This is a genomic window from Halorarum salinum, from assembly GCF_013402875.1.
Classification (GTDB): Archaea; Halobacteriota; Halobacteria; order Halobacteriales; family Haloferacaceae; genus Halorarum; species Halorarum salinum.
Genome location: NZ_CP058579.1, coordinates 2894571 through 2912480 on the forward strand (window position 1 = coordinate 2894571; position 17910 = coordinate 2912480).

Sequence of the window (17910 nt, forward strand, 5' to 3'; positions counted from 1 at the left end):
ATCCATCCGACCACATGGAGCGAATCCGGCTACACAACACCGTCTTCGAGGGGATGAACGACGTCTACCTCCTCGACGGCGAGGAGACGGTCCTCGTGGATTCGGGCGTCGCCCTCCCCGAGGTGCGCGCCGACCTCGAGGACGGCCTCTCCGAGCACGGCGTCGCGCTCGCGGACGTCGACAGGCTGTTTCTCACGCACTGGCACCACGACCACGCGGGACTCGCGGGCGAGATCCAGGCGGCGTCCGGCGCGACCGTCCACGTCCACGAGGCCGACGCCCCGCTCGTCTCGGGCGGGGAGGACGTCCTGGCGGCGAACCGCGAGCAGCAGCGGGAGGCGTTCGAGGCGTGGGCCATCCCGGACGGCCCGCGGGAGGAACTGGCAGCCACTCTGGACGGCCAGTCCGACGTCCTGGGCGAACCCGTGGACGTCACCCCGTTCTCCGACGCCGACGCGTTCGCCGTGAACGGGCGGACGCTCGAGGCGGTCCATCTCCCCGGCCACGCCGCCGGCCTCACGGCGTTCGCCGACGGGGACGCCGGCGAGGCGTTCGTGGGCGACGTCATCCTCCCGAAGTACACGCCGAACGTCGGCGGGGCCGACGTCCGCGTCGACGGCGCGCTCGGCCTGTACGTCGACAGCCTCGTCGAGGTGATCGAGCGGGACTGGGACGTCGTCTGGCCGGGCCACCGCGACCGCATCGACGACCCGGCGGGTCGCGCGGCGACCATCCTCCGACACCACCGCGACCGGACGCGGAACGTCGTCGGCGTCCTCGAACGCCGGGGGGCGAGCACGCCCTGGAAGGTGAGCGCGGACCTGTTCGGATCGCTCTCGGGCGTCCACATCCTGCACGGTCCGGGAGAGGCGTACGCCCACCTGGACCACCTCGCGGGGGCCGGGGTCGTCGAGCGCGACGGGCGCGAGTACCGACTCGTCGAGTCGGACCCGGACGTGGACGCGCTGTTCCCGGACGTGGGCATCGAGCGCGTCGTCGAGTTCGAGGCGTCGGGAACACAACACTAAAACGCGCCCTCGGCCAACCAGTGGCCATGGAACTCCGCGTGCTGGACAAGACGGACGAGGAACTCCGCATCGAGGTCGCGGACGAGGACCACACGTTCATGAACGTCCTCAAGGGCGCGCTGCTCGAGTCCGACGACGTCGGGGCGGCGACCTACGACATGAACCCCGAGCAGTCGGGCGGGCAGACCGAGCCGATCCTCTCGATCAAGACCGAGGACGGCGTCGACCCGCTCGACGCGCTGGAGGAGGCCGCGAACTCCGTCAGCGACCGGATGGGGACGCTGTACGGCGAGATCGAGGACGCGTTCGCGTCGGCGGCCTGAGGAACGGCGGGTCTCGCGTCTCTACGTCCCGGCTTCGTACTTCTCACCGGCCTCCACTGCCACGTCGAGCCAGTTCTCCGTCGGAACGAGCGGGCACTCGTACGCCTCCGAGTACGCGCAGTAGGGGCTGTACGCCCCGTTGAAGTCGAGCACCCAGTCGCCGTCGGCCGTCCGGTCGGCGGGGTCCTCGAGGTCGAGGTACCGCCCGGCCGGGTACGTCCCCTCGCCGCTCGTCGCGTCGCGGAACGGGACCCACAACCGGCGTTCGTCGCCGGGCGATCGGTACGCCTGGAGCGTCACCGCCCCGCCGTCCAGTTCGAACCGGAACTCGCCGACGTTCCGGTAGCGTCGCTCCCCGTTCTGGGTCGTCTCGACGGTGATCTCCCCGGGGTCGTCGTGCTCGTGCAGGGGAGCCTCGACGCGGTAGGCCGGATCCGGGTCGAAGTACGGGAGCCCCTCGAACCCCGCCCGCCGATCGCTCGGGATCGGCGACTGCGGGTGTTCCGCGAGGAACTCGTCCTTCCGTCGTCGGTGCTCGCGGACCGCCTCGACGTAGTCGGCGTCGTCGCTCACGCGTCCGTCTACGCACGGCTGCGGCATGAAGGTGGGTCGTGAGTGTCCCGGCGATACACGACTGTCGAGCGGTGGCTCCGGGCGACTCCGGCGGGCGGATGGCGACCCTACAGCCGAATGGGGAGTCCGTGCTCGTGGAGGTACGCCTTCGTCTCGTCGATGGCGTACTCGTCGAAGTGGAAGATGGAGGCCGCCAGGGCCGCGTCGGCGCCGGCGTCCGTGAACACCTCGTACATGTCCTCGGGCCCGCCACACCCGGAGGAGGCGATCACCGGCGTCGAGACGGCGTCACAGACCGCCTTCGTGAGGGGAACGTCGTAGCCCTCCTCGGTGCCGTCGGCGTCGATGGAGTTGACGAACAGCTCGCCCGCGCCGCGCTCCTCCGCCTCGACGGCCCACTCGACCGCGTCGAGGCCGGTTCCCTCGCGGCCGCCCTTGACGGTGCACTCGAACCAGCACGACTCGCCGTCGACCTCGACGTAGTGTTCGCCCCGCTCGTCGAAGCGGCGCTTCGAGTCGACCGAGATGACGATGCACTGGCTCCCGAACGACTCGGCGCCCTTCGTGATCAGCTCCGGGTTCGCGATCGCGCCGGAGTTGATCGAGACCTTGTCCGCGCCGGCCCGGAGTGTCTCCCTGACGTCCTCGCGGGTCCTGATCCCGCCGCCGACGGTGAGCGGGATGAACACCTCGTCGGCGACCGCAGAGACGGTGTCCAACATCGTCTCGCGCCCCTCCGCGGAGGCGGTGATGTCCAGAAAGACGAACTCGTCGGCCCCGGCCTCGTTGTACTTGCTCGCCAGTTCGACGGGGTCGCCGGTGTAGCGGAGGTTCTCGAAGTTGACCCCCGTGTAGACGGCGGCGTTCCCGTCCCCGTCGAGGTCGACGTCGATGCAGGGGATGACTCGTTTGGTCAGTGGCATGTCGGGTACGGACTCCGTTCCGGGACGCAGTCCCGTGGTTCCGTTTCACCTCGAAACACGCCGCTTTCGGGTATTAGCCTGTTGGTCGCGGCACGGGTCGACGCGACGCGGAAGCGGGCGGGTTGCGGATGTCACTGCCGAGCGGAGGCCCGGTCGACCATCCCCGGACCCGATTACCGCCCGTTCCCGCGACCGTTCCCTCGCCCCCTCGACTCTCCGCTGCGGCCGCTCCCGCGGTCGCCCCGTCCGTCACCTCCGGATTCTTTCCCCCCGTCGCCGCGACCGTGCCCCCGTCCACGGCCCTTTTCGTCGTCATCGTCGTCTTCCTCGTCATCGTCGTCGTCCCCATCGTCATCGTCCTCATAGTCGTCCTCGTCTTCATCGTCGTCGTCATCGCCCCGGTCTCGGTCCTTCTCCCTGTCGTCGTCTTCCTTGTCGTCATCGTCCTTCCGGTCCCCATCTCCGTCGCGGTCACCATCTCTGTCCTTCCTGTCGTCATCGTCGTAGTCCCCGTCCTTCCGGTCGTCATCGTCGTCCCGGTCCCGGTCGTGGTCCTCGTCGTCGCGGTCGCGGTCCCGGTCGTCGTGATCCTCATCCTTTCGATCGTCGTCCTCGTCCCGGTCTTTCTTCTCGTCGTCCCCGTCCCGGTCCTTCCGACCGTCGCACGAACCGTCACGGATCGTTACCGGTCGGTCGAGCGCGAGCGAGGTCCGCTCCGGGTCGTCGCGGCCGTTCGGGAACGAGAGGACCTGCCAGTCGGTGATCGGGTCCTCGGCGTAGTGTTCCCCCCAGAGTCCGGCGAGTTCGTTGAACGCGGGGTCGACGGTGACCTCGAACCCGTCGCCGAGCGGGCCGAGTGCACCGCCGTCGGTGCCCGCACTCCCCCACGTCCAGTCGATCACGTGGGTCGGCCCGTCGACGTCCCACCCGTCGTAGTTGTTCTCGGCGGGTTCCCCGGTGTCGGGGTCGAGGTACAGGTCGTCCTTGACGGCCCACGCCGCGTCGGACGGCACGTCCTCCACCGTCCAGGTGACCGACCCACCCTCCCCCCTGCTGTCGCCGTTCGTGTCGTGGACCGTGACGAGGCTCAGTCCGCCCGGCCCGTCGTAGAGGAAGGTGATCGTCGTGTTCGGCCGCTGGAGGTCCGTCGTCCCGTTCGACTGGTAGTACGGCCCCCCGTCGTCTACGGCCCCGTTGTCGCCGACGAACCGGCCCGGGATCTGGAGGTCGTACAGTTCCTCGACGGTCCGGTCGCCCGAGAGCGGGACGACCGGAACGCAGTCGTCCCCCTGGACGGCGGCGTACCCCTCGCTTCCCGCCGACCGATCAGTCCCGGCGGCGTCCCCGGCCAGCGCGGCGAGCGCGAGGGTTCCTCCTACCGACTGCAGGAACGCCCGTCTGTCGGCGACGGCCCGGTCCCGCGTGTCGCTCCGTAACGGTCCCATGTGCGGTTCAGAACGGTCCCGCTACGGATTGTTATGAGTCGCTTGGTCGGAACCGGCCGCTCCAAACGGCGGCTTACCCGTCGGCCGCGACGACCCGGCGGGCAAGCCGGAGAGGCGCCCTACGCCGACGGGTGGCGACTAACCGGTCGCGGCCGATCCGTATCACGAGCGATTAAGTGCCGCCGCGCGTCAGGTGGGGGTATGGCCGACCACCACGATCACGACCGCTACCGCGAGTTCGAGGACGAACGCGTCACCTCCCCCATGCAGCCGTTCACGACCGGGCAGGTGCTCACCGGCGCCGTCGTCGCGGCCGTCGGAATCGCCCTCGCGTTCGGGCTCCCGTTCCTGTTTTAATCGGTCCCGTCGATCCGGACGGTCACGGTCCCGTTCTCGCCGTTCGAGGACGCCCGGGCGGATTCGACGAACGACTCGCTGCCGAGGAAGACGACGATGGTCTCCCCGTCGATCCGAGCCGTTCTGACGGGGTCGTTCGCGTCGCGGGCGCCCTCCCACCCGTCGAACGCCGCCGAGAACTCGGTGGCGTTCGCGGCGTCGTCGAACCGGAGCACCCAGGCGTAGCCGGTGCCGCGCTCGCCCTCCCCGGCGTTCGCGAACGCGATGCGCTCGTCGGCGCCCCACCCGTCGGCGCCGGCGGCGGCCGCGGACTCGTTCAGTTCGCTCCCGAGCACGACGCGGACGAACAGTTCGCCGAACCGGTCCCGGGCGACCGGTTCGTGCTCCCAGTTGCCGCCCGCCTCGGCGTCGACCACGAGGTCGGCGACGGGTTCGGAGTCCGGATCGAGCCCGTGAACGAGCTGCTCGCTCGTCCGGGGCGGATCGGTGTACAGCACGTCGATCTCCTCGGGCCCCTCCAGCCGACCGTCGGCGTAGCGCGCTCCGAAGTAGTACGGCGCCAGGCCGAGCTTCGACGCCCCGCTGTTGTTCCGGTATCGTTGCCCCATCGACTCGGTCGCGTTCGGGTCGGCGAGGTCGTACAGCGCCGCGTACTCGGTCTCGACGTACGTCGCCGACCCCTCGGTGATGCTCCGCTGGACCATGAAGCCGTCAGTCGTCGGCCGCCCGACGGTCACGTCCGCGGCCGTCCGGCGGAACGCGTCCGTCCGGAACTGGACGACGTGGACCGACTCGTGGGCGAGCGTCCGCTCGGTCAGCTCGCTCCGGTCGAGGATCCGCCGGTTCACCGTCACGGTGTCGGGCGACTGGACGTACGCCGCGGCGGTCAGGGTCCGCGTGCGGTCCTCCGGGACGGTAATGCCGAGGAGGCGGTAGAACTCGGGGTAGCGCGTGGCGCCGACGTCCATCCGCTCGTCCGGTTCGATCCGGACCCGTTCCGGCGGTTGGGTGTGTCGCGCGTCGAGCATCGACACGACCCTCGCGTGGACGAGCGCGTAGTCGACCGGGAGCTCCCCGCCCTCCGTGTCGATGTCGTACGAGGCCGCCAGCGACTCGGGGGAGGCGGGGCGCTCCGTCCCCGTCGGCGTGTCGGTCGGCGTCGGCGTCTCGACGTTCGGGGTCGCCAGGGCCGCGTCCTTGGGGCCGACGGGCGCGGTCGCCTCGGCGGCCGGCCGTTCGGTGAACGACACGCCCGAGCTACAGCCGGCGAGCACGAGGAGGAGGACGACGAGCGGCGTCGGCGTGCGCATGCCGTTACCATTGGACACGAATCACCGTAAGGCTACGGGGGGCCCGGAAGGACGCGCGGGCCCGCTACGCGAGCTCCCGCCCGATGATCCCGCGGAGTTCCTCGATCCGGTCGGCGTCGTACCGGATCGGTTCGTCGCCGACCGTCGCGGCCAGGGTCCCGTCGGCGGTGGCCTCGCCGATGCGTTCGACGGGCGCGACGCCGTCGAAACGTGCCTCGACGGCGTCAGGGTCGGTCGTCTCCACCACCGCCCGTCCGGGCGTCTCGTCGAACAGCGCGACCGCGTCGTCGACGGCGACGTCGACGCCGGCGTCCGGGGTCACCATCTCCGCGAGCGTCACCGCGAGCCCTCCCGTGCTCACGTCGTGAACGGCGAGCGTCCCGTCCCGGTCCGCCACCGTCGCGAGCGCCTCCAGCACGGCCGGGGCGTCCGGCCCGAGTTCGGGGAACCGGTCCGTCCCGCCCGCGTGCGCGAGGTACTCCGATCCACCGAGCGCCCCGCCGGCCTCCCCGACGACGAGCAGTTCGCCGTCGCCCGTCACCGACGCGGGCGGTGCGTCGTATGAGTCCTTCGTCCCGATCATCGCGACCGTGGGCGTCGGGGGGATCGGTCCGGTGACGGAGTCGTTGTACAGCGAGACGTTGCCCCCGACGACCGGGACGGACAGGTCCGCGCACATGTCCGCGAGACCGTCGACCGCGGCCGCGAAGCCGCCGTACACGTCGGGCTTCTCCGGGTTGCCGCCGTTCAGGCAGTCCACCGCGGCGAGCGGTCGTGCCCCCTTCGCGGCGAGGTTCGTCGCGTTCTCCAGCGCGATCGCTCGGGCCCCCTCGTACGGCGCCACCTCGGTCCAGCGCGGCTCGGCGCCCGCAGAGAGGGCGACCCCGACGCCCGCCTCGCGGACGGCGACGATGGCCGCGTCGTCCCCGGGACCAACCCCGGTCCGCGTCCCGACCTCGTGATCGTACTGGCGGTACACCCAGCGCTTGCTCGCGGTGGTGGGGCTGCCGACGACGGCCTCGAACGCCGCCGTCGGGTCCGGGTCCGGGAGGTCGCGATCCGGTTGCGCGGGGGGCTCGCGGTCGAGGTCGTTCGTCGGGGCGCCGTCGGCGAGGAACTCCGCCGGGACGTCGACGACCGTCTCACCTCGGAACGAGCAGACGTAGTTCCCCTCGGCGACTTCCCCGATGACCGAGCAGCCGAGGTCGAAGCGGTCGGCGATCTCGCGGACGCGCTCGACGTCCACGGGCCGTACCTCGTAGCACATCCGCTCCTGGGATTCGGCCAGCAGGATCTCCAGAGCGTTCATGTTCGGTTCGCGCTGGTGGACGGCGTCGAGTTCGATCTCGGCGCCGAGCCCGCCCTTGGCGACGAGTTCGGAGGACGCGCCGCCGAGCCCCGCCGCCCCGAGGTCGCGCGCGGACACGAGCAACCGTTCGTCCAGCAACTGTTCGTTGGCCTCGACGAGCCGCTTCTCGGCGTAGGGGTCGCCGACCTGGACGGCGGGCCGGTCCTCGGTCTCAGCGTCCTCGGCGAGGTCCTCGGAGGCGAAGGAGGCGCCCCCGAGCCCGTCCCGTCCCGTTCCGTTGCCGACGAGGACGAGTTTGTTTCCCGGCTCCTCCGCGACGGCGGTCACCATCCGGTCGGCGGAGGTCAGCCCGAGACACGCGACGTTGACGAGCGGGTTCCCCTCGTACCCCTCGTGGAAGGCGACCGAACCGCCGACCGTGGGGACGCCGATGCAGTTCCCGTAGTGGCTGATCCCCTCGACGACGCCCTCGAAGAGGTACCTGGAGTGTTCCCTATCGAACCCTCCGAAGTAGAGCGAGTCGGTCAGGGCGATGGGGTAGGCCCCCATGCTCAACGTGTCGCGGACGATCCCGCCGACGCCCGTCGCCGCGCCGTCGAACGGGTCCACGTAGGAGGGGTGGTTGTGGCTCTCGATGCCGAGGGTGACGTAGGTGTCGGCGTGGTCCCCGTCGGTCCGGGAGTCCGTACCGGCCGACGGAAGCGCGACCACGGCTGCGTCGTCGCCCGGGCCGACCACCACGTCCTCGCTCTCGCTCTCGAAGGCCCCAAGCAGGGGCCGCGAGGAGCGGTATGCGCAGTGTTCGCTCCAAAGGTTCTCGAACAGCGCGGCCTCTGCGGTCGTGAGGTCCCGGCCCAGTTCGGCAGTCACGAGCTCGCGGTCCTCGGCGGGGAGGCTCATCCATAGTCACGTTCAGAACCACCGGCAAAATGGCTTTCCATATGCATGGACGTGGTCACGGCGCGGGACGAAATTCCGGACCGCGTACCTTTTCTACCGGCCGCGACAAGCCTACCCCGTGCTATCGGTCGAGCTGCACAGTCACTCGGAGCTCTCACACGACGGGCGCGACCCGGTCGACATGCTCCTCGAACAGGCAGCCGCCGTCGGGCTGGACGCGCTCGCGGTCACCGACCACGACGAACTCGGCGCGAGCCTCGAAGCCGCCGATCGGGCCGACGAGCACGGCCTGGTCGGCATCACCGGGATGGAGGTGACGAGCGCCGCCGGTCACGTCCTCGCGCTCGGCATCGAGGAGCGGGTTCCCGCCGGACTCCCGTTCGACGAGACGCTCGACCGGATCGCCGAACAGGGGGGGCTCTCGGTCATCCCCCACCCGTTCCAGAAGTCGAGACACGGCGTCGCACCCCACGTCACGAACGACCAGCTCTCGGAGGCCGACGCCATCGAGGTGTACAACTCCCGGCTGTTGACCGGCCGTGCGAACCGGAAGGCAGAGACGTTCGCCGTCAATCACGGCGTTCCGATGACCGCCGGCAGCGACGCCCACATCGCGGAGATGGTCGGACAGGCCGTCACCGAGGTCGGCGCGAAGCGGCGCTCGACTAACGCGGTACTGGACGCGATCCGCGACGGACGGACGAGCGTCGTCGGCCAGCGGACGCCCTGGCACATCTCCTTCCGCCAGGCGGCCGGCGGCGCGAAGCGCCGGTTCCGGCGCGGACTGGGCGAGTTTCTGTAGCGTGTCCCGCGTCGACGGCGCTCCCGCCGAACTCGTTCGCGACGCTCTCGACGACGGCGATCCGTTCCCCGGGACGGGAGGGTTCGCGGGGAGGATCGACGGCCGGCTCGTCCGTGACGTGCTGGGCCGGCGACCCGTCTTCTCCGAACCGGGGGACCCGAACACGTGGAGTTTCGATCCCACCGACCTCGCCGATCCGCGTCCGGTCCCCGCCGGCGCCGTTCGCGGTTCGAACGGCGACGAACTGCAGTGGTCGCTCCCCGACCCGGATCCGGCATCCCACGACGATGCCCAGGCGGCCGTCACCGACGTCGTGGGGGCGGCGCTCGACGACGTCGTCCCGTCGAACCTCGCCGTCGCCTTCTCCGGCGGCGTCGACTCGGCGCTCGTCGCGACGGGCGTCCCCGACGCGCCGCTGTTCGTCGCCGGATTCGACGGTGCACACGACGTCTCCGCGGCGCGGGAGGCCGCGAGGCTGATGGGGCGTGACCTCCGGGTCGTGGAACTGACCCACGGGGACCTCGAACGGGCGATTCCCGAGGTCGCGGGCGCGACCGGACGGACGAACCCGATGGACGTCGCCATCGCGCTCCCGCTCCACCTCGTCGCCGAGCGCGCGAGGAACGCGGGGTTCGACCGGCTCGCCGTCGGGCAGGGCGCGGACGAACTGTTCGGCGGGTACGCGAAGGTCGTGGAGCCCGCCTCGGACCGTCGGGTCGAGGCGGACACGGTCCGCGGGGCGAGACGGGAGACGGTGCTGTCGCTTCCCGACCAGCTCGAGCGGGACGTGCTCGCGATCAGAGCCGCCGGCGTGGAACCCGTCGCGCCGCTGCTTCACGACCACGTCGTCGAGGCGGCGCTCCGGCTACCTGCCGAGTTGATCGCCACCGGCGACGAGCGGAAGGTCGCGCTCCGTCGCGCGGCTTCGGGGCTGGTACCTGACCCCGTCCGGGAAGCGGACAAGAAGGCGGTCCAGTACGGCACGTACGTCTCGCGGGAACTGGACCGACTCGCGCGCCGTGCCGGCTTCAAGCGACGTATGGAGAACCACGTCGGGCGGTACGTGGAGTCGCTGCTGGAGTGACGTCGTAGGGGCCTCCGAACGTGGTCGGAACGACGCGTGGCTGGCGAACACGCGGTGCGGGCTCCCGGACGGCGCTGCACCGCGCAACCGCGTGGCGCCGCCCGATCGTCGTCAGGTCACGGGGGGTCTGCTCCCGTCTTCGTACTTGAACCTTCAGCGGGCGCCCGAGACGACCTCGATCGCCTCGATCCCGATCTCGGTCGTGTCGGCGTCGACGTCGCCGGCCCGTAGCCGTTCGGCGTCGTACCACTCCCACGCCTCGGGCGGCGCCTCGTTCGCGGGGGCGGGTGGCGCGATCGCCCGCGATCCGACGTGCGCGAAGTAGATGAGGTCGACGTGCTGGTGGCCCACGGAGCCGTCCTCGTGGACGTTGATGTCGTACAGCATCGTGTGGCGCGGATCCGGCAGCGTCCGACCGGCCGGCGCGTCGACGGGGTCGGTGTCGTCCACTAGTTCCGGTTCGAGCCCGGTCTCCTCGTACGCCTCTCTGAGCGCGGCCTCGTGGGGGAGTTCGTCGCGGTCCAGGTGGCCGCCCGGCGGGACGTGGATGCCGAGTTTCGGGTGTTCGTGCAGGACGGTCGCGCCCTCGTTGACGAGGTAGACGGTCGCCGTGATGTGGCGAGTACACTCCATGGCTACCGCTCTCGCGTGCGTGACTTCTGGGTTGCGAACTCGGCCTCGCGATCACGAACGGGGAACGACGAACCCACGAATCCGGCCCCAAACCGTCGGAACGGCCGCCGTCGTCAGTCGAGTCGGACCTCCTCCTCGGCCTCGAGCAGCTCGTGGTAGCGGTTCCTGATGGTGACCTCGGAGATGTTCGCCACCTCGCTGACCTCGCTCTGTGTGACCTTCTCGTTGGTGAGAAGCGACGCCGCGTAGACGGCGGCCGCCGCGAGCCCCACGGGCGACTTGCCCGAGTGGACGCCCTGGGCCTTCGCGGTCGAGAGGAGCTTGCGGGCCCGCCGCTCGGCCTCCTCCGAGAGCTCGAGTTCGGAGGCGAACCGGGGGACGTACTGCTCCGGGTCGGCCGGCTGGATCTCGAGGCTCAGTTCGCGGACGACGTAGCGGTAGGTCCTGGCGATCTCGTCCTTCTCGACCCGCGAGACGCTCGCGATCTCGTCGAGCGAGCGCGGCGTCCCCGCCTGCCTCGCTGCCGCGTACAGCGCGGAGGTGGAGACGCCCTCGATGGACCGGCCCGGAAGGAGATCGTCGTTCAGCGCGCGGCGGTAGATGACCGAGGCGGTCTCGCGGACGTTCTCCGGGAGGCCGAGCGCGCTGGCCATGCGGTCGATCTCGCCGAGCGCCTGCTTCAGGTTCCGCTCCTTCGAGTCCCGCGTCCGGAACCGCTCGTTCCAGGTCCGGAGCCGTTGCATCTTCTCCCGCTGGCGGCCCGAGAGCTGGTTGCCGTAGGCGTCCTTGTTCTGCCAGCCGATGTTCGTCGAGAGCCCCTTGTCGTGCATCATGTTGGTCGTGGGGGCGCCGACGCGGCTCTTCTCGTCCTTCTCGGCGGCGTCGAACGCGCGCCACTCGGGCCCGCGGTCGATCTCGTCCTCCTCGACGACGAGCCCGCAGTCGCGACAGACGGTCTCGCCCCGCTCGGAGTCGGCCACGAGGTCGCCGCCGCACTCCGGGCACGCCTCCCGCTGGCGCTCCTCGCTCGTCTCGGATCGTTCGTCCTGTCGTCTCGTACGGTCGTCCGCGTCGTCTCGGACGTTTTCGCTCATTATGAATGGTTGGGGACCGGGGAGATGGGTCTCAGCCCTGTTCGTCGTATACTGTGTCGTATCGCAGGCGACTTAACTGTGGCGGCAGATTACGGCTCGGCCCTGCCGGAAAGCTTGCGTCCGAACGCGAGCGGGGGCTCTCGAACGTGGCCATCCCGGAGGTGGAACACACCGTCCGAAGCGGGCGGATGCAAGCTATCGAAACCCTTACTCCCGGTCCGGGACAGCCTTCGACAATGACGGACACCGCCGACGCGGGGGACGCGGACGACGAGGTGGACCCCGATGCGGTCCGCCACGTCGCGGACCTCGCCAGGGTCGACCTGACCGACGCGGAGGCCGCGGAGTTCGCCGAGCAGTTCTCGGACGTCCTCTCGTACTTCGAGGCGCTCGACGAGGTGCCGGCCGTCGAGGACGAACCCGACCTCGTGAACGTGATGCGCGCCGACGAGGTCCGCGAGGGGCTCACCCAGGAGGAGGCGCTCGCGAACGCCCCGGAGTCCGAGGAGGGGTACTTCAAGGGCCCCCGGGTGTCGTAGATGGCCGACTACAACGCGTTCGTCACCAAGACGACCGTCGAGGGCGCCGACGAGGGGCCGCTGGCCGGGACGACCGTCGCCGTCAAGGACAACATCTCCACCGAGGGCGTCAGGACGACGTGCGGGTCGGCGATGCTCACCGAGTACGTCCCCCCGTACGACGCGACGGTCGTCGAGCGCCTGAAGGACGCCGGCGCGACCGTCGTCGGGAAGGCGAACATGGACGAGTTCGGGATGGGCGGGACGACGGAGACGTCGGCGTTCGGTCCCGTGAAGAACCCGGCGGACCCGGAGCGCGTCCCGGGTGGCTCCTCCGGCGGATCCGCCGCGGCCGTCGCGGCCGGCCAGGCCGACGTCGCGCTCGGTTCGGACACCGGCGGATCCGTCCGGAACCCGGCGGCGTTCTGCGGCGTCGTCGGCATCAAGCCCACCTACGGGCTCGTCTCCCGGTACGGCCTCGTGGCCTACGCGAACTCCCTCGAACAGATCGGCCCGCTCGCGCCCACCGTCGAGGAGGCGGCCGCCCTGCTCGACGTCGTTGCGGGCCCGGACGGGAACGACTCCACGACCCGGGAGGAGGGCGCCGACTCGAACTACGCGGCCGCCGCGGACGGCGACGTCGAGAGCCTGACCGTCGGCGTCCCCGCCGAACTCGCGGAGGGGGCAGACGAGGCGGTCGCCTCGACGTTCGAGGACGCGCTGGCGGACCTCGAATCGCGGGGCGCCGAGACGGTCGAGGTGTCGCTCCCGTCGGTCGAACACGCCGTGCAGGCGTACTACGTCATCGCGATGTCGGAGGCGTCCTCGAACCTCGCGCGGTTCGACGGCGTCCGCTACGGCGTCTCCGGCGGGGAGGGCAACTGGAACGAGTCGTTCGCGCGCGCCAGGGAGGAGGGCTTCGGCCCGGAAGTGAAGCGACGTGTCCTCCTCGGGACGTACGCCCTCTCGGCGGGCTACCACGACAAGTACTACAAGAAGGCCCAGGACGCCCGCGCGTGGGTGAAGCGGGACTTCGACGAGGCGCTCGCGGAGGCCGACGTCCTCGCGACCCCCACGATGCCGGTGCTCCCGCCGAAGCGCGGCGAGAGCCTCGACGATCCGCTCTCGCTGTACCTGATGGACGCGAACACCGTCCCGGTGAACCTCGCGAACCTCCCCGCCGTCTCGGTGCCGGCCGGCGAGGCCGACGGCCTCCCCGTCGGGATGCAGTTCGTCGGGCCGAAGTTCGGCGAGGAGACGATCGTCCGGGCCGCGAGCGCCGTCGAGTCGTAACCCCGCCCCCGTTCGACGATCCTCCCACGTGCAGGTTTCAGCGGCCCTCGAACCGTTTCTAGCGGGCTGCTCGCTTCGAGTTCGTTCGGCCCGATCGATGAACGCTATTGAAATCTCTGATATCTAGTAAGAAATGAATAACATTCCTTATGTACTCCCGGTACTTTATTTGAGAATGGGGCTGTGGCGGTCTGAAACCGTCGATTCTGACCGACCTTCATCGAATCCTGAGTTTTCAAATCGATTCAGTTATCGAAGTGGCAGGAATATTTAGGTAATTATTCCTCTGTATCTCCCCCCGAACGAAACGTCATGTCCGACAACCCGGTCAAGACCTACCTCGCATCGCACCCGAGAGCCTGCGGCGCCGTCTTCATGATGTGCATGCTGCTCGCCAGCGCGGGCAACGCGGCGGCGACGGCGTCCTGCTTCAACGGCCCGTAATCATATCTTCGAGAAGTCGAGTTCGTCCGACCACTGCAGTTCGTGATCGATAATTAACGGCGTCCGCTTCTGTTTGGTAGTCGATTGAAGGTTTTCCCTTTCTATCGTCAGGGTCGGCGGCCTGCTACCGAGGAGATAATACGCCCCGTCCTCGTCGAAGTGATCGACGAAGAAGCTCCCGGCGCCGTAGCTCCGGTTAGGGACGACTCGATGAGTGATCTCGAATCGGTCCTCCGAAGGTTTGTTCCGCGTCATGATCTCGACCAACGTCGGGGCACCGCTATCAGCCTGACACAGCGTCACCCCGGCGTCGCCGACGACCGAGTACGCCCCGCCGACGACGTGGACCTTCTTCACGACGTCGAGGACGCCGTGGAGGTCGAAGCCGTAGTCGAGCAGTCGCGCCATCGTCCGGCCGGCGTTCGTCGCCATGATGTTGCCGACGTCCGTCGTCGTCACCAGCCCGCCGATGCTGCCGGCCCGGACGAGTTCCATCCCCTGGGTGTAGGAGGTGCAGGCGTTCAGGAGGAACGCCTTCACGCCGGTCCCCTCGAGGGTGTGGAGGTCCAGATACCCGTCCGAACACTTCATCCCCTCGGCGTCGACGTGGCCGACGAAGTGGAGGAAGTCGTGTTCGGCCGCGAGCAGCTCGCGCAACTGCTCGCACGTCAGGTCGAACGCGATGTCGATGTCGAACTCGAGGTAGTCGCGGAAGCCGTAGAGCTGTTCGGTCTCCTCGCGCATCTCGTCCTCGTTGCAGACGACCTGGACGTCGATGACCCGCGACTCCGAGGCAGGCTGGTCGAGCCGTCGGCGGTACGAGCCGACCGTCGGCTTCGAGGCGCCCACGGGGTAGCCGTCGCCGACCCAGACGTGCCCCACCGTGTCGACCGGCTCGGGGGTGACGACCGTCTCGTCCTCGAAGGCGTCCCCGTCGACCCCGACCCCGCCCTCGTCCTCGGATCGGTAGAAGTCGCCCAGCGAGTCCTCCTGCCGCTCGGCTGCCGCCGGGATCGCCTCGGGGTTCCTGATCGCCGAGAGGTCGTTCACGACGAACGGGAGCAGCTCCGCGCTGGAGGGCTCGGGCGCCACGTCCGCGGTGAGGTGCCAGTCGAGGAGCCCCGAGAGATCGTCCGTCGGGACGTCGACGTAGGCGGCGAGACGCTCGTCGAGCGGGAGGTCGTACAGCCGGCCGAGGTCCAGGTCGACGCGCTCGTCGACGACGCGGCGCTCGTGGAGGTCGACGTCGTAGAACCCCTCGGTCCGGACGACGCAGTCGAGCAGGAACACGTGTTCGAGGAACTCCCTCGTCTCGGCCGCGAGGCCCCCGCCGTCGAGACGGTGGGTCGTCCCGGCGGCCGTGACCGCCGGCGCGTCGCCGGGAACCACCGTCGCCCCGAGGTAGTACGCGAGCGTCGCGACGGTGTACACCGCACCCCACTCCTCGGGGACGGCGATCCTGACCCCGGTCCCGGGCGGGGCGGCGAACGACGGAATCTCGCGCTCGTCCCCGAACGAGACGAGCGGCGGGTGCCCACGCAGCGTGGGGAACGAGCGTTCGGGGGAGGTGGTTGCGAGCGCCGACCCGAACGTCGAGACGGCGTCCATCAGGCCCCGTGGCGTCTCCGGTACCGTGACCGTGCCCGCGGGCCGCCCGTGGAACGACCGGGCGCCGACGCGGACCGTCCGGGTCCCGTCGTACTCGAACCGCGTTCGGTCCCCCTCGCTGTCGATGCGGAACGGGCCGTCCAGCCGGAGGTACAGCTTCATCGGGGCGGACGACACCTCCAGTTCGTACCGTCCCGCGTCGATCGCCGTACACTGTCCCGGCGGACAGGAGTCGACCGGCGACCCGTCCTCCCGGACGTACACGGCCACGGGCTTCCGGAAGGCGAGGTGGTCGGTCTCCACGGTCACGGCCGAGTCGACGGGGAACACGAAGCCGTCCGCGTCGGTCGCGCGTCGGCCGGCGCCGCCCGCGTCGACCCTGAACGACACGTCCTCGATGTCGTCCCGGACCAGCAGGTCCTCCCCGTCCCGTTCGAACCGTATCACCGTCGGCGCCCCCCGCACGGTCGACACCGGCGACGGCCGCCCTCGTCGTCCCCCCAACGTCGTCGCATTCGGGATGGACAATCCTCCAGATCGTATTAAAGCGTTACGCGCCGTCGCTCCGACGTCGACTCCCGATTCCGCCGGAGCCGACTAGCGCCGCCAGAACTCCGGCGTGAGACACGCCAGCACCGGGATGATCTCCAGCCGGCCGATCCACATGAGGACCACCATCAGCAGCTTGGCCGGCGCGGAAAAGCCCAGATAGCTCCCCATCGGGCCGACCGCCCCGAACCCAGGACCGACGTTCCCGAGGGTCGCGGCGACGGCGCTCATCGTGGCGAGCACGCTCAGCCCCTGTCCGACGCGAGCGGCGTCGAGGAACAGGACGAGGGTACCCAGGAAGAACAGCACCAGGTACAGCGCGGTGAACGCGAACACGCCCCGGATGCCGTCCTCGTCGAGCGGCCGGCCGTTGAGCCGGACGGGGCGGACCGCCGCGGGGTGGGACGTCGTGAACAGCTCCCGTCGGACGGTCTTGAGGACGATGTACCACCGGACGACCTTCACGCCGCCGCCCGTCGAACCGGCCGACCCGCCGACGAACATCCCGAACAGGAGCGCGTACTTGAGCACCGGGCTCCAGGCGTTGAAGTCGGTGTTCGCGTAGCCGGTCGTCGTCACGATGGAGACGACCTGGAACAGCGCGTGACGAATCGACGGCTCGACGCTCGCGCCGACTGCCGCCGCGACGTCCGTCAGATACGCCGTCTCGAAGGTCCCTCCGCTCGGCGCGGTTTCGACGAACCCCGAGCCCGTGAAAAGCACCGCGGAGACGATTGCTCCCAGCACGCCCAGCACCCCCAGGAACGCCCGCCACTCCTGATCCTCGAACAGCCGCGTCCGGTCGCCGGCAAGCGCGTGCCAGAACAGCGCGAAGTTCGTCCCGGCCACGACCATGAACGGGATGACGACCCACTGCACCGCCGCCGAGAACGCCTCGATGGACCGCGCCTCGGGGGAGAACCCGCCGGTCGGCATCGTCGTGAGTCCGTGTGCGACGGCGTTGTAAAGGTCCATGTTCGGCGCTAGCCCGGGCATCCCGAGCGGCGGGCCGACGACGTGTAACCCGTACAGCAGGCCGATCTCGATCGCGGTGAAGCCCATGTACGCGGCCCAGAGGATGCGTGCCGTCCTGGCGATCCGTGGCGTGAACTTCTCGATTCCGGGGCCCGGCGCCTCCGCGTCCATGAGCTGTGCGCCCCCCACCGACAGTTCCGGGAGGATGGCGACCGCGAGCACGACGATTCCCATCCCGCCGAGCCACTGGGTGAGCTGTCGCCACAGCATGACGCCGCGGGTGTGGGAGTCGAACGAGATGTCGCCCAGCACCGTCGCGCCCGTCGTCGTGAACCCGGACATGGCCTCGAACAGCGCGTTCGCCGGGTTCCCGAGCGTCGAGTCCGGGTGGATCGGAGCCATCAGCCCCGGGACGCCGTGCGCCTCGACGAGATACGGCACCGACCCGACGACCGCGACCGCGAACCACGTGAATGCCACCATCAACAGCCCCTCACGGGCGCCGAGGTCCGGGTCGGGATCGAGCCGTTCGAGGGCGGTGCCGAGTCCGGCGGTGAGGAGGACGGCGACGACGAACGGGACGACGCTCTCGGCGTAGTACAGCGAGACGAGGAGCGGCACGAGAAGCGGGATCGAGAGGTACCTGAGCACGGTCCCGACCAGACTCAGACTGGCCCGGTACCGTACCGTGACCGCCCAGGCCCTTCGCGACATACTCCGGGCCACTCGACTGACCGGTATG

The 17910-nt window shown here is 69.8% G+C and carries 17 protein-coding genes; 8 read left to right on the forward strand and 9 right to left on the reverse strand.

The annotated features are described in order from the left end of the window. The first annotated feature begins 14 nt into the window (after positions 1 to 14). Both HUG12_RS14530 and HUG12_RS14535 read left to right on the forward strand, forming a co-directional pair. The gene (locus tag HUG12_RS14530; protein ID WP_179269463.1) at positions 15 to 1028 is read left to right on the forward strand and encodes an MBL fold metallo-hydrolase; all 1014 of its coding nucleotides are present in this window, start codon (positions 15 to 17) and stop codon (positions 1026 to 1028) included. A 26-nt stretch (positions 1029 to 1054) separates the two neighbouring features. Next, the gene (locus HUG12_RS14535) at positions 1055 to 1351 is read left to right on the forward strand and encodes a DNA-directed RNA polymerase subunit L (RefSeq protein WP_179269464.1); all 297 of its coding nucleotides are present in this window, start codon (positions 1055 to 1057) and stop codon (positions 1349 to 1351) included. Between the two features lie 21 nt (positions 1352 to 1372). On the opposite strand, the gene HUG12_RS14540 is transcribed toward HUG12_RS14535, so the two are convergent. The 3 genes from HUG12_RS14540 to HUG12_RS14550 form a co-directional block, all read right to left on the reverse strand. Next, positions 1373 to 1924: a DUF1684 domain-containing protein gene (locus tag HUG12_RS14540; RefSeq protein ID WP_218836325.1), complete on the reverse strand. Its 552-nt coding sequence runs from the start codon at positions 1922 to 1924 to the stop codon at positions 1373 to 1375. 107 nt (positions 1925 to 2031) lie between these two features. Then, positions 2032 to 2847, reverse strand: a complete 816-nt coding sequence (hisF, locus tag HUG12_RS14545; RefSeq protein ID WP_179269466.1) for an imidazole glycerol phosphate synthase subunit HisF — start codon at positions 2845 to 2847, stop codon at positions 2032 to 2034. Positions 2848 to 3020: 173 nt separating this feature from the next. Further along, positions 3021 to 4292 carry a hypothetical protein gene (locus HUG12_RS14550; protein ID WP_179269467.1) on the reverse strand — a complete coding sequence of 424 codons (1272 nt, stop codon included), beginning with the start codon at positions 4290 to 4292 and terminating at the stop codon, positions 3021 to 3023. A 201-nt stretch (positions 4293 to 4493) separates the two neighbouring features. Between HUG12_RS14550 and HUG12_RS14555 the strand changes: the two genes are divergently transcribed. Continuing rightward, complete coding sequence (locus HUG12_RS14555; protein ID WP_179269468.1) at positions 4494 to 4649, forward strand: DUF7550 family protein; 156 nt, start codon at positions 4494 to 4496, stop codon at positions 4647 to 4649. On the opposite strand, the gene HUG12_RS14560 is transcribed toward HUG12_RS14555, so the two are convergent. Then, positions 4646 to 5959 (reverse strand): hypothetical protein, encoded by a 1314-nt coding sequence (locus HUG12_RS14560; RefSeq protein WP_179269469.1) that lies wholly within the window; start codon positions 5957 to 5959, stop codon positions 4646 to 4648. The two genes, HUG12_RS14555 and HUG12_RS14560, sit on opposite strands and share 4 nt — an antisense overlap. Positions 5960 to 6023: 64 nt before the next feature. Continuing rightward, on the reverse strand, positions 6024 to 8168 hold the full coding sequence (purL, locus tag HUG12_RS14565) for a phosphoribosylformylglycinamidine synthase subunit PurL (RefSeq protein ID WP_179269470.1): 2145 nt from the start codon (positions 8166 to 8168) through the stop codon (positions 6024 to 6026). A 118-nt stretch (positions 8169 to 8286) separates the two neighbouring features. Here purL and HUG12_RS14570 point away from each other — a divergent pair, with 118 nt between their 5' ends. Both HUG12_RS14570 and HUG12_RS14575 read left to right on the forward strand, forming a co-directional pair. Then, entirely contained in the window at positions 8287 to 8970 is a 684-nt protein-coding gene (locus HUG12_RS14570; protein ID WP_179269471.1) for a PHP domain-containing protein, read from the forward strand. Position 8971: 1 nt separating this feature from the next. Further along, complete coding sequence (locus HUG12_RS14575; RefSeq protein ID WP_179269472.1) at positions 8972 to 10054, forward strand: asparagine synthase C-terminal domain-containing protein; 1083 nt, start codon at positions 8972 to 8974, stop codon at positions 10052 to 10054. A gap of 153 nt (positions 10055 to 10207) precedes the next feature. On the opposite strand, the gene HUG12_RS14580 is transcribed toward HUG12_RS14575, so the two are convergent. After that, positions 10208 to 10687, reverse strand: a complete 480-nt coding sequence (locus HUG12_RS14580) for an NUDIX domain-containing protein (RefSeq protein ID WP_179269473.1) — start codon at positions 10685 to 10687, stop codon at positions 10208 to 10210. A gap of 113 nt (positions 10688 to 10800) precedes the next feature. Then, positions 10801 to 11781 carry a transcription initiation factor IIB gene (locus tag HUG12_RS14585; RefSeq protein ID WP_179269474.1) on the reverse strand — a complete coding sequence of 327 codons (981 nt, stop codon included), beginning with the start codon at positions 11779 to 11781 and terminating at the stop codon, positions 10801 to 10803. Positions 11782 to 12017: 236 nt separating this feature from the next. On the opposite strand from HUG12_RS14585, the gene gatC reads away from it, so the two are divergent. From gatC to HUG12_RS21900, 3 genes are all read left to right on the forward strand, one after another. Further along, positions 12018 to 12320, forward strand: coding sequence for an Asp-tRNA(Asn)/Glu-tRNA(Gln) amidotransferase subunit GatC (gene gatC, locus HUG12_RS14590; protein ID WP_179269475.1), 303 nt, complete (start codon positions 12018 to 12020; stop codon positions 12318 to 12320). Continuing rightward, positions 12321 to 13592, forward strand: a complete 1272-nt coding sequence (gene gatA, locus HUG12_RS14595) for an Asp-tRNA(Asn)/Glu-tRNA(Gln) amidotransferase subunit GatA (RefSeq protein WP_179269476.1) — start codon at positions 12321 to 12323, stop codon at positions 13590 to 13592. Between the two features lie 312 nt (positions 13593 to 13904). Further along, on the forward strand, positions 13905 to 14036 hold the full coding sequence (locus HUG12_RS21900; RefSeq protein WP_281362302.1) for a DUF7503 family protein: 132 nt from the start codon (positions 13905 to 13907) through the stop codon (positions 14034 to 14036). Here the strand turns inward: HUG12_RS21900 and HUG12_RS14600 are convergent, their stop codons facing one another. Together HUG12_RS14600 and HUG12_RS14605 are read right to left on the reverse strand one after the other, a co-directional pair. Next, on the reverse strand, positions 14037 to 16091 hold the full coding sequence (locus HUG12_RS14600) for a caspase family protein (protein WP_179269477.1): 2055 nt from the start codon (positions 16089 to 16091) through the stop codon (positions 14037 to 14039). A gap of 150 nt (positions 16092 to 16241) precedes the next feature. After that, a complete protein-coding gene (locus HUG12_RS14605; protein WP_179269478.1) occupies positions 16242 to 17882 on the reverse strand; it encodes a TrkH family potassium uptake protein in 1641 nt (546 codons plus the stop codon). Between the last annotated feature and the right edge of the window lie 28 nt (positions 17883 to 17910).